Source organism: Solibacillus sp. FSL K6-4121, from assembly GCF_038002585.1.
In the GTDB taxonomy this organism is placed as follows: Bacteria; Bacillota; Bacilli; order Bacillales_A; family Planococcaceae; genus Solibacillus; species Solibacillus faecavium.
The window spans coordinates 653,604-667,475 of the sequence record NZ_JBBOCS010000001.1; the positions used below are offsets into that span (position 1 = coordinate 653,604).

The 13,872-nt window shown below is 36.4% G+C and carries 15 protein-coding genes; 8 read left to right on the forward strand and 7 right to left on the reverse strand.

The window, feature by feature from the left end; all coding sequences use genetic code 11:
• Position 1: 1 nt before the first annotated feature.
• Positions 2–316, reverse strand: coding sequence for a PadR family transcriptional regulator (locus MHH95_RS03305; RefSeq protein ID WP_191701435.1), 315 nt, complete (start codon positions 314–316; stop codon positions 2–4).
• A 118-nt stretch (positions 317–434) separates the two neighbouring features.
• Complete coding sequence (locus MHH95_RS03310; protein ID WP_340726446.1) at positions 435–1,094, reverse strand: phospholipid phosphatase; 660 nt, start codon at positions 1,092–1,094, stop codon at positions 435–437.
• 119 nt (positions 1,095–1,213) lie between these two features.
• On the opposite strand from MHH95_RS03310, the gene MHH95_RS03315 reads away from it, so the two are divergent.
• The gene (locus MHH95_RS03315) at positions 1,214–2,425 is read left to right on the forward strand and encodes an NAD(P)/FAD-dependent oxidoreductase (protein WP_340726447.1); all 1,212 of its coding nucleotides are present in this window, start codon (positions 1,214–1,216) and stop codon (positions 2,423–2,425) included.
• Between the two features lie 136 nt (positions 2,426–2,561).
• The gene (locus tag MHH95_RS03320) at positions 2,562–2,966 is read left to right on the forward strand and encodes a PH domain-containing protein (protein WP_340726448.1); all 405 of its coding nucleotides are present in this window, start codon (positions 2,562–2,564) and stop codon (positions 2,964–2,966) included.
• A gap of 44 nt (positions 2,967–3,010) precedes the next feature.
• On the opposite strand, the gene MHH95_RS03325 is transcribed toward MHH95_RS03320, so the two are convergent.
• Entirely contained in the window at positions 3,011–4,714 is a 1,704-nt protein-coding gene (locus tag MHH95_RS03325; RefSeq protein ID WP_340726449.1) for a putative bifunctional diguanylate cyclase/phosphodiesterase, read from the reverse strand.
• 426 nt (positions 4,715–5,140) lie between these two features.
• Between MHH95_RS03325 and MHH95_RS03330 the strand changes: the two genes are divergently transcribed.
• The 3 genes from MHH95_RS03330 (at position 5,141) to MHH95_RS03340 (ending at position 7,928) form a co-directional block, all read left to right on the forward strand.
• The gene (locus tag MHH95_RS03330; RefSeq protein ID WP_340726450.1) at positions 5,141–5,680 is read left to right on the forward strand and encodes a GNAT family N-acetyltransferase; all 540 of its coding nucleotides are present in this window, start codon (positions 5,141–5,143) and stop codon (positions 5,678–5,680) included.
• 9 nt (positions 5,681–5,689) lie between these two features.
• The gene (locus tag MHH95_RS03335; protein WP_340726451.1) at positions 5,690–6,871 is read left to right on the forward strand and encodes a M20 metallopeptidase family protein; all 1,182 of its coding nucleotides are present in this window, start codon (positions 5,690–5,692) and stop codon (positions 6,869–6,871) included.
• Positions 6,872–6,944: 73 nt separating this feature from the next.
• Entirely contained in the window at positions 6,945–7,928 is a 984-nt protein-coding gene (locus MHH95_RS03340; RefSeq protein WP_340726452.1) for a threonine ammonia-lyase, read from the forward strand.
• A 43-nt stretch (positions 7,929–7,971) separates the two neighbouring features.
• Here MHH95_RS03340 and MHH95_RS03345 read toward each other — a convergent pair whose 3' ends face one another.
• Positions 7,972–8,445 (reverse strand): GNAT family N-acetyltransferase, encoded by a 474-nt coding sequence (locus MHH95_RS03345; protein ID WP_340726453.1) that lies wholly within the window; start codon positions 8,443–8,445, stop codon positions 7,972–7,974.
• 183 nt (positions 8,446–8,628) lie between these two features.
• Here MHH95_RS03345 and MHH95_RS03350 point away from each other — a divergent pair, with 183 nt between their 5' ends.
• Positions 8,629–9,147, forward strand: a complete 519-nt coding sequence (locus MHH95_RS03350) for a DUF6773 family protein (protein ID WP_340726454.1) — start codon at positions 8,629–8,631, stop codon at positions 9,145–9,147.
• A gap of 6 nt (positions 9,148–9,153) precedes the next feature.
• Positions 9,154–9,357 carry a helix-turn-helix transcriptional regulator gene (locus MHH95_RS03355; RefSeq protein ID WP_191701444.1) on the forward strand — a complete coding sequence of 68 codons (204 nt, stop codon included), beginning with the start codon at positions 9,154–9,156 and terminating at the stop codon, positions 9,355–9,357.
• A gap of 58 nt (positions 9,358–9,415) precedes the next feature.
• Here the strand turns inward: MHH95_RS03355 and MHH95_RS03360 are convergent, their stop codons facing one another.
• The 3 genes from MHH95_RS03360 to MHH95_RS03370 form a co-directional block, all read right to left on the reverse strand.
• Positions 9,416–10,480, reverse strand: a complete 1,065-nt coding sequence (locus MHH95_RS03360) for a PQQ-dependent sugar dehydrogenase (protein ID WP_340726455.1) — start codon at positions 10,478–10,480, stop codon at positions 9,416–9,418.
• A 185-nt stretch (positions 10,481–10,665) separates the two neighbouring features.
• Positions 10,666–11,208, reverse strand: a complete 543-nt coding sequence (locus MHH95_RS03365; RefSeq protein ID WP_340726456.1) for a GNAT family N-acetyltransferase — start codon at positions 11,206–11,208, stop codon at positions 10,666–10,668.
• A gap of 44 nt (positions 11,209–11,252) precedes the next feature.
• Positions 11,253–11,702, reverse strand: a complete 450-nt coding sequence (locus MHH95_RS03370; RefSeq protein WP_340726457.1) for a GNAT family N-acetyltransferase — start codon at positions 11,700–11,702, stop codon at positions 11,253–11,255.
• A 156-nt stretch (positions 11,703–11,858) separates the two neighbouring features.
• On the opposite strand from MHH95_RS03370, the gene MHH95_RS03375 reads away from it, so the two are divergent.
• Complete coding sequence (locus MHH95_RS03375) at positions 11,859–13,847, forward strand: methyl-accepting chemotaxis protein (RefSeq protein ID WP_340726458.1); 1,989 nt, start codon at positions 11,859–11,861, stop codon at positions 13,845–13,847.
• Positions 13,848–13,872: the final 25 nt, after the last annotated feature.

Here is a 13,872-nt window from a genome sequence, read left to right on the forward strand (position 1 = left end):
TTTATTTGCTCCCTTGAATTAAAGTATTTACACCTGAAATAAAACTTTCCCATTCATTACGTAAGCTGTTTAGTTGTTCAATGCCTTGTTCGGTAATTTGATAATACTTGCGTGGTGGCCCCTCTGTAGACTCCATTAAGTACGTTGTAAAAAGTCCATCTTTTGTGAGCCTGCGCAACAACGGATAGACCGAGCCTTCTGAAATTTCTATTTGTGTTGAGATCGCCTGGACAAGCTCATATCCGTACATATCTTTCTGCTCTAACAAGGCGAGTACACATAAATTCAATACACCTTTTTTAAATTGAGGATTCACTACTTCACCTCACACCTCACTATTGTTTTATATACAGTAGTGTATCAAACACTACTGTTCATTGCAAGGTAGTGTACAAAAAATAATTGTGCTAAGTAAAAAACTTAGCACAACTTTTTTAAAACCTTTTATAAGCTCTATCATTAGAGAAATGGATAGCTGTCCACATCAATGTTGCAATTAAAAATAATTCGAAGGCATTTGTAATCGCATCGCTCCCAATATCAATAGGAACCGCACTGCCGATTGTCATAAAGATGGTTCCAACAAGCATCCACCACCACTTTCTTTTCCAGGCAAGCGTAACTGCAGCAATTAATAACGCCACAAGAACAATTAAAATCATGGGTGGTGGTCCTGAGGCGGCTTCGGTTGTACTATAGTTAAGCACCCCATATGACTCTTTTGGTGCGAGTTTAAGACCGCTTAATTCCATAAAATACTCGACAATCATTGCCACAATCCATAATGCACCAAATGAAAAGGCAACCCATTTTTTATATGCAAATTCAATGTTCGCTTCTCTCATGACAAGTAAGGAAAAAATGATCAAAGTTGGGGTAAAGATTGCGTGAAGCCAAAATCGTCCATAGCTTAAATTTTCCAGTAACTCCCCTTCTCCAAATAAATGCCCTACCGCTAATATTGCATTATCATAAATAAGGGCAAGAATAACAAAAAATATAATAGCCGAGGCTGTTTTTTTATGCTTCGCAATTCCCCAAATCAAGATAAAAATATAAGCTAATGCGAAAAATCCGAAAATGTAAGGATCCATTTACAATACCTCCTCCTAATTTCAACTCTTTCCTCTTTTACCCAATTTTATAAAATTTAAAGATTAGAAATGATATCAAGCGGGAATTATTCTCTAGATGATTATAAGGGGGATTATTTATGGAATTGCACAACGGTTTATTGTTTTGGCCTAGTACATTCGTTAAAAAACAACATTCAAACCCACCCATTAAGCCGCATTATGATGCCATCGTAGTTGGCGCCGGAATGAGTGGAATATTAACAGCAAAGGCATTAATGGATGAGGGATTAACCGTAGCCGTGCTAGAAAGAAACGAACTCGGCTATGGCAGTACTGCCGCAAATACAGGACTTCTCCAATATTCAAATGACATTCAGTTGTATGAACTGAGCGAATTGATAGGTGAAGAGGATGCCGTACGCTTTTATAAACTTTGCTATGAAGCAGTTGATCAATTAGAGGAAATAACATCTTCATTACTCGATCAGGCAGATTTTATACGTCGCCCAAGCATCTGTTTTGCAAGTAAAAAAGGCGATGTAAAACTACTGGAAAAAGAGTGTGAAATGTTGGTTAAACACGGATTTCCTGCTGAGTTCTGGAACGAACTTATCGTAGAAAAGCGGTTGCCTTTTAAAGCGCCCGCTGCATTGTACACGAATAATGATGCAGAAGTAAATCCTTATAAACTTGTTGTCTCTTTAGCAGAACAGCTAATAGATCAAGGAATGGATTTATTTGAAAATACGTTTGCCAATGTTATTGAAAATGAAGGAAATGAGGTTATACTGCGGACAATGAATGGTGACTTTAAAGCATCCCGCATTGTCTATACAACCGGTTATGAGCGTCTTCCATACGGAACAATGGAAGGGGCAGACATTAATCGTTCCTATGCGATTGTTACTGAGCAAAAACCGAGCTTCAAGGGTTGGTATGAAAACGCACTCATTTGGGAAACAGCCCGTCCATATTTATACATGAGAAAAACGGTGGACAACCGCATTATAATAGGAGGATTGGATGAAAAGAAGGCATCACCTGCCAAACATGAAACAAAGGTTGATGCAATGGCAAATAGCCTACTCGATAAACTCCATGAGTTATTACCTAATGAAACCTTTCATGCACCATATAAATATTGTGCATCGTTCGGCGAATCATTGGACCACCTACCATTCATTGGGCAACATCCTGAAGAGCCAAATCATTATTATTTGCTTGGCTTTGGCGGCAACGGTACGGTTTATAGCATGCTCGGATCAAAAATTATAGCTGACTTAATCATGAACCGACCTAATGCCGATGCACGTATTGTTACATTAGACCGTAAATATGGTATTAAATAAATAACCGCCATGGTTTGTCTATTAGTTTGCAAAGACATCCATGGCTTTTTATTTTCAGCTTCCTAAAGTTTCATTGATTAGTATAATTACATCCATTTACAATATAATTAATACATTATTTAAGGGGGGAATTATATTGATTTTCAAATCAAAGGTTGATTGGTGGATGGCAGCTATTTTTCTCGCTGTACCTATTTCAATGATTTATGGAGTAATAACGGAACCTAATGCAATTTTAATGCTAGTTACTACAATTGTAATCGTTTTGTTAGCAACATTATTTTTTGGAACAAAATATATTATCGAGGGTGAAGAGCTAATTGTATATGGCGGTATTTATAAGAAACGTATTGATATTGAACAAATACGAAGCTTACGCCCATCGAAAAATCCGCTTTCTGCACCCGCAATGTCAATAGACCGTATCGAAATTACATATAATACTACTTTTAGTGAGGTCATTCTTGTCTCCCCTAAAGACAAAGAAGGCTTTGTTAAAATACTGCTCGAAATAAACCCAAATATAAAGTTAATTCCATAACTCAAAATACCACGCATGCTCAATACATCAACATGCGTGGATCGTTATACTTGTATGCCCTTTTCACTTAATCGTTTTGAAAAATCTTCAATAGTTAATGGTCGGCTGTAATAATAGCCTTGGACAAACTCACAATTAAAATCACGTAGTAGCAATAAGTCTTTATATTCCTCCACACCTTCTGCAACTATTTTTAAATCGAGTGCCCGCGCTAATGTAATTATAGCTGCTACCATTGCAACATCCGCTTCATTTTTATACATTTCATGGATGAACGAACGATCAATTTTTAACAGGTCTACCGGAAATCTTTTCAAATAGCTCAGTGACGAGTAGCCTGTACCAAAATCATCAATCGCTAATGTAATTCCCATTTCTTTCAATTGCATTATCGTGCTTAGTAAATCTACATTTTGATCTAGAAAGCTCATTTCGGTAATTTCTATTTCCAATGAACTCGGGGAAATTTCATTGGTTTTTAATATAGTTTTCAATCGCTCAATAAAATTTTCTGCTTTCAAATGGCTTGGTGAAATATTAACAGCAACTCGCATGTTCAAGTTAAATTGTTCATTCCATTTCATAACTTGGCGTCCAGCTTTAGCAATGACCCATTCACTAATATCTGTTATAAAACCAACCTCTTCGGCAAAGGGTATAAATTGGTCCGGTGCAACAAAGCCAAGTTCATCATCAAACCAGCGAATAAGTGCTTCCATTCCATCAATTTTATTCGTCTGCAAATTTACTTTAGGTTGGTAATATAGTTCAAATGCCTCGTTAATAATTGCATCATGCAATCTCGTTTCTAATTTCAGCATTTGATTATGCGAAAAACGTTGCTGCTTTTTATACATTACATAGCTTTTATTATTGCTTTTCTTCGCTTCATACATCGCAATATCTGCATATTTTAGGATGTCCTGCGCTGACTGACCATGATCGGGGAAATTCACGGCGCCTATACTAATTGATGCATAAAATTTATGATTATTTAAATCAAATTGCCGCTGAAATTGCATTTGGAGATCATCCACAATTTTTTCCAGTAATGTGGGTTCCTTTAAAATACAAACAAACTCATCTCCACTTAATCGGTAAAAAGTGACTTCATCACTATTTAAAGTTTTCATGCGTTGAGCTATTTCCACCAAGAAAATATCACCTATATGATGACCTAAACCATCATTAATATTTTTAAAGCGATTTACATCAAACAGCATAAGAGTGAACGGGTGATTTTCTACTTCTATCAGTTTATTTAAGTCATTTATTAATTGACGGCGATTTTGTAGTCCTGTCAAATCATCATGATGGGCGATATGTATCATTTCGCCGATTTTCTTCCGAGCTGTAATATCTGAACGTATAGAAATATATTGATACGGTTTTCCTTTAGAGTTTAAAAAAGGGACAATCGTTGTTTGCACCCAATATATTGATCCATCTTTAGCACAGTTACATATTTCCCCATGCCACGTTTGCCCTGAACCAATTGTACGCCACATTTCCTTAAAAAATGTTTTCGGGTGGTAAGCTGAGTTTAACAGTCGGTGGTCCTGTCCAATTAGCTCATTTCTTTCATATTTAGATATTTCACAAAATCGGTCATTTACCATTGTAATTACACCGCGTTGGTCAGTAACAGCTAAAATGGAGGCTTCGTCTAATGCCAATTTTATATTTTGTAATTCTTCTACTGTAAGTTGCATTGAACCTAGGACATTTGTCTCTTCTATTTTAACCATTCCTCCACCTCACATTTAACTTGTGAATATTTTCTATTACTATATTATATTACCAGCGTCTCTTTAATGAGTTATTATAGTTCTAAATAAACATTATTAATAGTACATATCATTAAATTCGGCTCATTTTCATTAATCTTTACCTTTTACTCCTATTTTTATAATCTATCACGATTATCTTCTTGCCTATCCATATTATTTTCTATTAGAATGGAAGATTTTATAAAATAAACAAAGTATACACCCTTTAATTTCCTTTTTAGTAAAACTCTATTTATATTTCACTTAATTTTCTGATAAAATAGTATCAACTTAATTATAGAAAGGATGATTCAGATGAAAAACATGGCAAAGGTGATTGAAAAGTAGACTCTATGCTCTTTTCAATCTTTTACAAATACAATGACAATTGAAAAGAGGAAAACAATGTATAAAGATCAAGAATTAATAATTCGACCTATTAATGAAAATGATATGAAACGCTTATGGGAACTTATTTATAAAGAGGAACAACCTGAGTGGAAAAAGTGGGATGCACCCTACTATCCGCATAAAGCTATCCCTTACGAAAGCTTTATTCAAAATAATGGTGACTGGATTGGTGATGACAGCTTTTGGGTTATTGAAGTAGCTGGTGTCGTACGTGGAATTATTACGTATTACTGGGAGCATAAGCCGTCACAATGGCTTGAAATCGGCATTGTTTTACACGAAGCTGGCTCTTGGGGTAAAGGCATTGGAACACGCGCAATGAAATTATGGATTGAACATTTATTTGAATCTATGCCACTTGTTCGGGTTGGATTCACCACTTGGTCAGGCAATGAACGGATGATTCGTGTCGGTGAAAAACTTGGCATGCAAATGGAAGCGCGCATTCGTAAAGTCCGTTATTATGAAGGACATTATTACGATTCAATTCGTATGGGCATTTTACGAGAAGAATGGAAAGCTTTACATCAATAAAATTTAGGGGTGGATGAGTTGAGCATTTCGGAAAAACTTCAGGCAAATTTTAGTGAGATGATTGATATAAGAAGACATTTACACATGTATCCTGAGCTTTCTTTTAAAGAAATAAATACACCAAAACTTATCGCTGAAAAACTTGCTTCATTTGGAATTGAAGTAAAAGAAAACGTTGGCGGTAATGGTGTTGTTGGGGTGTTAAAAGGTGCCTTTGATGGACCAACTATTGCATTTCGTGCAGATTTTGACGCACTTCCGATTCAAGATGAAAAGGATGTGTCTTACAAATCTAAAATTGATGGGATAAGTCATGCGTGTGGGCACGATATTCATACAGCTGCACTTCTTGGTTTAGCCAAAGCACTTGCCGATGCACGTGAAATTCTACACGGAAATATCGTTTTTATTCACCAGTTCGCTGAAGAAGTAGTTCCCGGCGGTGCAAAGGCTATGGTAGAGGCAGGTTGTTTGGAGGGGGTCGATTACGTATATGGTGCACATGTTGCTTCATGGAGCGAGCTCGGTAAGGTGCTGTTTTGTGAAGAATATGCGATGGCCGCTGCAGACTTTTTTGAACTGACAATTCAAGGAAAAGGCGGTCACGGAGCTGCTCCGCATGAAACAATTGATCCGATTGTCGCAGCAGCTCAATTTGTTTTCGGTGTACAGCCGATTGTAAGCCGTAATACTGATCCGATTGAATCCGCTGTTATTACTGTAGGCAAAATTGAAAGTGGAACCGTCGGCAATGTCATACCTGATAAGGCCTACTTAAAAGGGACTGTACGCACATTCAATCCCGAAGTGCGCGATATGGTAGAGCAAAAGTTAAATAATTTATGCAAGGCCATTGAAATTCAATACGACGCAAAGCTGGATTTTGACTATACACGTGGTTATGATGCAGTATACAATCATCCTGCCGAAACAGCTGCTTTACGCAAAGCCGTTTCAATTAATTTACCAAAGCTTCAAGTAATAGATGTACCGCCTCGTATGGGGGCTGAAGATTTTACGTATTATTTGCAGGAAAAGCCCGGTACATTCTTCTTCGTTGGTGGCGGTAATGACGACATTAATGCTATTTACCCACATCACCATCCGAAATTTGATGTTGATGAACAGTCTATGCTGCATATAAGTGAGGTATTTTTACAAGCACTGACATTACATGGCGTACTAAAGTAATTCTTGGGATCTATCTATCTCTATTTCCGGATAGATCCTTCCAATTTTTGAGGTTGAAAAAAGGAGGGAAATGATGATTACACTTAAAGATATTCAGGATGCGAGACAGCGTATTCAAAATGTGGTCTTTGAAACACCCATTCTTCAATCTGAGCACTTATCAAATTTATGTAGAAATCAGTTATTTTTAAAGGCAGAGCATTTACAAAAAACTGGTTCTTTTAAAATTCGTGGGGCAAGCAACATGGTCATTCATGCTATTGAAAATGGCGCCCGGCATGTAACAGCTGCTTCTTCCGGAAATCATGGTCAGGCAGTGGCTTACGTTGCCAATAAATACGGGATATCCTCCACAATTGTTGTACCTGAAAATGCGAGCCAGTGTAAAATTAATGCCATCTTAGGTTATAACGGTCAAGTTGAAAAGTGCGGAACAACTTCTGCTGAGCGTTTGCCAAGAGCAAAGCAAATTGCAGACGATCAAAACGGCACCTATATTCCCCCTTATGATGATCCCCTAATAATGGCAGGGCAAGGAACAGTGGGTCTGGAAATTTTACAACAACTCCATAATATCGATGCTATTATTGTACCGATTGGCGGAGGTGGCTTAATCTCAGGAATTTTAACCGCAGTAAAAGAGACGAATCCTTCCATTCAAATTATCGGCGTTGAACCTGAACTTGCACAGGACACCTATCTATCATTACAGAACAATAAAATTACGGCAATTCCCGAAACACATACTATTGCAGACGGTCTCCGTACTAATCAGCCGGGCGATTTAACATTCCCTGTATTATCAAAGTATTTAGACGACCTTGTTCTCATTAGTGAAGAGGAAATTCGCATGGCATTCAGCTTTGTACTTGAACGCATGAAACAACTAATCGAACCTTCAAGTGCTATAACAGTTGCAGCCGCGCTATATAATAAAATCAACATGCAAGGAAAAAATATTGTCACACTCATTTCCGGAGGCAACGTGGATATTCAACATGTGCATGGCATATTTGAAGATACCACTAAGTTTTCGCTTCTTCATACAAATGTTTAAAGATCATACCAAAAGACCACTAACAGAAACTTAGGTTAGTGGTTTAATCTATAACCTTCTTTTCCATCGTTAAAGTCTCCATCACAAAACCTAACGGGCTTGTCATTACTTCTTCTATTGAAATATGAAACCCCAGTTTCCTATACAACCGTATATTAGCTTCTTCCGATTTCCGAACTTTGCAGCGCACATATGGAATTTCCTCATTAACCGCCAGCTTTTCAATATGTTTGACAAGCTTACTCGCAATTCCCCTTCCTTGGTATTCAGGCAATACCGATAACCTTGAAAAATAGATATAATCTTTATGATAGACCACTTTTACTACCCCCACAATCTGCCCTAGAAACTCTGTACCTAATATTAGTACATTACTTTCAAGCTCTTTTTTAATTGTTGATGCCGTTTCAATTAAAGCACTCGAGGGCATCGGATCATCTTCATAACGTTTAAATGCTGCATGAATTACTTTTATAATTTGCTCTCCATCTGTAACACTTCTAATCGTATCAAGCATTTATATAACCTCCTCATTTGAAATAAATGTATAAAAATAACATAACATTAATTAAAATACAAAAACAGTCCTATTGATAAATTTTTAAAGCAAAAAATACATTACTTTATGACATATATAAATTGCATTTTGTAATTTATAATGTATAATAAAATTAACAAACAAACTAAGGAGGCGTTAATTATGGGGTTATTTAAACGCAAAATTGTTGATGAACGTGTACAAAATATACAAAACAAAATTTATCGTGAAATTTACTACATCGTATCCATTATTTGTCTTATTTCATTAATTACTAAAATGATTATTTACGGTCGTGGTGTAGAACATGTAGCAACTGAACTTATTATCCTATTTGTATGCGGTATTTATTATAGTTATCGCGCGATGTATACCGGGGTTTTATCGGAAGAGGTAGAAATCCATGATGCCAACAGTAAATTCCGATCTAGTACTAAAACTGTCTTTATCGGCATTCTTATTGGTGTTTTAATTGCTTTAGCAATGGGATTAAATAGCGGTATTAACTATGCAGATAGTAATGCCCAGGCTATTGAATATTTCTTTATGGTGTTTTTAATATCATTGCTTATTTACGCGCCGTTTCTAGCGATATTTTTATTTATTGGCCATCAATCAGCTGTGAAGAAAAGCAAACAAATAAATGATAAGATGTTAAAAGATGATGAAGATACGTGGTGAATGCAGATGAAAAATGTACGTTTAAAAATGGCTCGTATTGAACATGATTTATCGCAGGATGAATTGGCTAAAAAAGTGGGGGTAACTCGACAAACGATCGGACTTATTGAGCTGGGCAAATACAACCCGACATTAAGTGTGTGTATAGCGATTTGTAAAACATTGAATAAAACGTTGGACGATTTGTTTTGGGAAGAGCAATCTGAATAAAAGAGGACGCGTAAATAGGCTAGTAAAAGTTATCTGCTTTTACTAGCCCCTTTTTATTTTATAAGTCTAACGAGTATAGCTGATCATCGTTATTAGATGGATTTCCTCGACCATCTGTATTGTTTGTAATAAAGTAAAGTTTATCTTCTTCTATCCAAACATCCCGTATTCGACCGACATCATCAACGATTTCTTCCACTTCTTTTGTATCTAAATTAAAAGCAAGTATCGCCGTCCCTCGCAGTGCAGCAACATATAGCTTTCCATTGTAAAAAGTCATACCTGAAGGAGCCCAAGTCGTTCCCTCACCTGAGGTAAATAAAGGAGACATTAATCCTTCTTGTTCTTCATCCCCTTCGATAGTAGGCCAGCCATAATTTTGCCCTGCTTCTATTTCATTAATTTCATCATTCGAACTTTGTCCGTGCTCACTCGCATACATTTTTCCTTCTGGAGACCAAGTGATTCCTTGTGGATTGCGGTGTCCATAGCTATATACATATGAGTCAGGGAATGGGTTGTCCTTTGGAATACTGCCATCTAGTTGTATACGCAGTATTTTACCACCTAACGAATCCGTATCTTGCGCAATTTTGGGATCAGAGGCATCACCTGCTGTAGCATAAAGCATGTTATCTGGACCTATTTTCAAACGGCCCCCGTGATGATAGGTGCCACTTGGAATTTCATCAACAAGCACTTGCTTCTCTTGCCATCTATTGTTTTCTAATTGGAGTAACACAACCCGGTTAAACTGTTCTTGTCCTTTTTCGTAAGTATAATACGCAAATGCTTTATTTGACTGTTCGAAATCCGGTGCTAATACAAGTCCCAATAAGCCTGCCTCTGAAGCAGTTGAAAGTGTTTGTTCCAAGCTTACTTCCTGTCTTACTACTTCACCTTGCTCTACCTTTACAATATTTCCTGTACGCTCCGTAATATAAAAACTATCACCAATCTTATTAATTGCCCATGGTGCAGTGAGGTTAGTTGCGATGGCTTCATATCGACCATCAATCTGTATGTCCTCATTTGCAGGCAAAGGCTGAACCTGTTCGTCTTCTTTTGCTGAACATCCGAAAAGAAATAATATAACTATGCTTAATCCGACAAGCAGTTTCAAAATAAAACCTCCCTTTTTATAAAAGCTATCGTTCATATAAATTACTACCCTTATACTTGGACATTTACTATACATTTTTGAAGTATTGGCTCATCAAAAAAATAAAACACTTAAAATATTGCTATAACAACATTTCAAGTGTTTTATAAGAAGTATTAATAATGATGCCTCAAAGGACTTAGCCTCTAATTATTTTTAATAAAATCTTCCGCTAAAATAGCTAAATAATCCATATCTTCATATACACCATCTTTTAAAAACTCTTGTCTATGGCGCCCTTCCCATATCATTCCTGACTTTTCCATTACTTTTCTTGAAGCTGTATTTCTAACCATGCAGCCGCTATAAATTCTATTTAATTGATGTTCCTGAAATCCATATTCTATTATTTTCTTGCATGCTTCTGTTGCATACCCCTTTCCCCACTCCGAAACATCAATAAAATAACCTACCTCAGCATTTCTGTGATTTTTTGAAATCGTAACTAACCCACAATTTCCAATATAACGGCCATTCTCTTTTAGAAATACTGCAAATTCATAGGCTTTTCCTTGTTCAAAACTTTTCTGTAAATAAGAAATCCAACTATCCACCACTTCTCGGGGATAAGGATGCGGAATCATCACCATTGTATCTGCAATTTCCTTACGCTTCACGACCTCGTAAATATCATCTGCAAATTCTTTTTCATAAGGCTTTAATAAAAGTCTTTCTGTTTCTAAAGTCATCGCCATGCCCCTCCTGCCCCATTAATAATTGTTCTAATCAAAATTTATCCCATAAAATATTCCATATAAATATCATTTTCTTTAAATCCAATTTTCTTATATAGCGGTTTTCCCATCGGTGAAGAGATTAAAAATAGGTGATGAACATTTCTAGCCTGTGCTTCATCTATTAATCGTTCTATTAACTTTTTCGCTAATCCTTGGCCTCTACTTTCAGGCCTTGTATACATATTCAATATATATCCTCGAATACCTGTTGGGTTAAAATAGCTGGGTGGAAATGAAATAAATTGAATCGCTCCTGTCGCAATAATATGATTTCCCTCTTGTATTAACCATTGTACAAATTGACTTGATTTTAATTGATTCTCAAAAAAAGCTGTTAATTGTTCATCTATATTCGCAGACATATGTTGCCCTTCCTCGATCAATAACCGCTTACGCAAATCAATTAACAATTCCATATCGTCTACTGATGCCAATTGAAATTCCATTACTATACACCTGCCTTAATTCTATTTATCATTAACTACTTTATTTATTAATCTATATACTATAACAACTTGTTCACCAAAATGATTTTGCAATATTCATTATTTATTATTACTATTAGAAAAGTAAAAACTTACTACTAATTTAAGGATGAGTCTATGAAAATATCAGTAAAATGGAAAATAATAGGGATTGTTATCATGATTATTATTATTGGCTTAGGATCATTGGCAACCATTAGTTCCATTATTATTTCGAACAAAACAGAAGAAAGCGTTGTGAATCAAAGCAAGACCATTGTGGAACAGTTATCAACGAATGTTCAGACGGTTTTAGAAAATTATGGTAGCTCTCTTCAAATAATTGCACAATCTGATGAAATTGAAAACTACTATTTGAATAATAGTGTGCTTTTTGACGAAGCGGATACAACACTTCGTCAGGATTTTCAAACATTTTTAGCTACATATCCTAATGTGTCCGGAATTTATACTGCTGACGTTGAAGGGTTGATGTATGAGCCTCACTTTGATGGTCTCGAAGATATTGATGCGACAACACGCCCTTGGTATCAGCTTGGCCTAGAGAATCCGGATGTCGTGAGCTGGACAGAGCCCTATTTGGATGCGGCAACTGGTACTTTTACTATTACAGGAGTGACAGCCATAAAAGTAAATGACCAAGTAATCGGGGTACTTGCAGCAGATATTTTGTTAACAAACTTAACAGAAATGGTTTCAGCAATGGAGCTTGGGTATAACGGATATCCTGTCATTTTTGACCGTACAGGCTTAGCAATTGTCCACCCCGAGCTCGCGGGTGAGGACTTATCGGTGGAACCGTACGCTAAGCAGTTACTGCAAACAACTGATTCTACAACTATTAAAGAATCAATAAATAATGTGGAGAGCATTATCGTTTCAGAGCGTATCGATAATGTAGATTGGACCATAGCCACGATTTATGATAAATCCAGTCTCAACAGTACAGCAACTGATATTCAAAAGATTATTTTCTTAATTACAATCGGAATATTAACTATTACCTTTATCGTGCTATATTTCTTTATTTCAAAAATTGTTCAACCGCTCTTTACTCTCGGTACATTAATGGGAAAAGTATCTCAAGGAGATTTAACTGTTCATATTGATGTAAAATCAAAAGATGAAATTGGACGTTTAGCTCACCACTTTAATTCAATGATTGGTGAAATGAAAAATATTATTAGTATTGTAAAAACTTCTTCCGAACAAGTAGATGATCGCTCACAACATTTAAGTGCGATGGCTGAACAAACGAGTGCCTCTTCCGTACAAGTGGCACAAGCTGTAAATGAAATAGCAATTAGTGCTGCGAGTACATCTGATCAGGCAGATACTGTAACTGAGCAATCAACAAGTTTAAGCGAGAAAATCAACAATATGAATAATCTATCCACTCAAGTAGAACAAACAACAAAAGAAGCAACAGCCCTGAATCAGGTGGGGCGTCAGAAGATGGATAACCTTTTAGAAAGCTTTACAGAAAATGATCAGGAATTAATAGAGCTGACAAAGGTAATTATGTTGTTAGAGTCAAGAATTGGTTCAATCGATTCTATAATGAATACGATCTCCTCTATTTCGTCCCAGACAAATTTACTTGCACTTAATGCTTCCATTGAGGCTGCTCGTGCTGGTGAGCATGGCAAGGGATTTGCGGTTGTTGCAGAGGAGGTACGAAAACTGGCTGAACAATCGGCTGAGGCAACAGAATCCGTTAAAAAAACAATTCATCAGCTTCAAAGCCAGTCTCATGATGTGACAATCCGTATGAATGAAATGAAGCGGTCTTTTAATGAATCAAATGAGGTTGTTAATACAACAGGCGAGCTGTTCGCACAGCTATCAAATTTAATTGACAGTGTAAACCATTCATTTATTGCTGTTCATTCAGAAATTGATAATGTAAATAAATACAAAGACCGTGTGCTAGATACAATCGAGGAAATGTCGATGAATTCACAAACGGCAGCTGCTGCTTGTGAAGAAGTAAGTGCATCGACAGACGAACAGTTACATGCGATTCAATCGGTCGCACAGGCTTCAGAGGAATTAAATCAATTGAGCACTGACCTTGCGACAGCTGTTAGTCGTTTCAAAATTTAAAGGAAGAAAAGATATTTCCAAATAA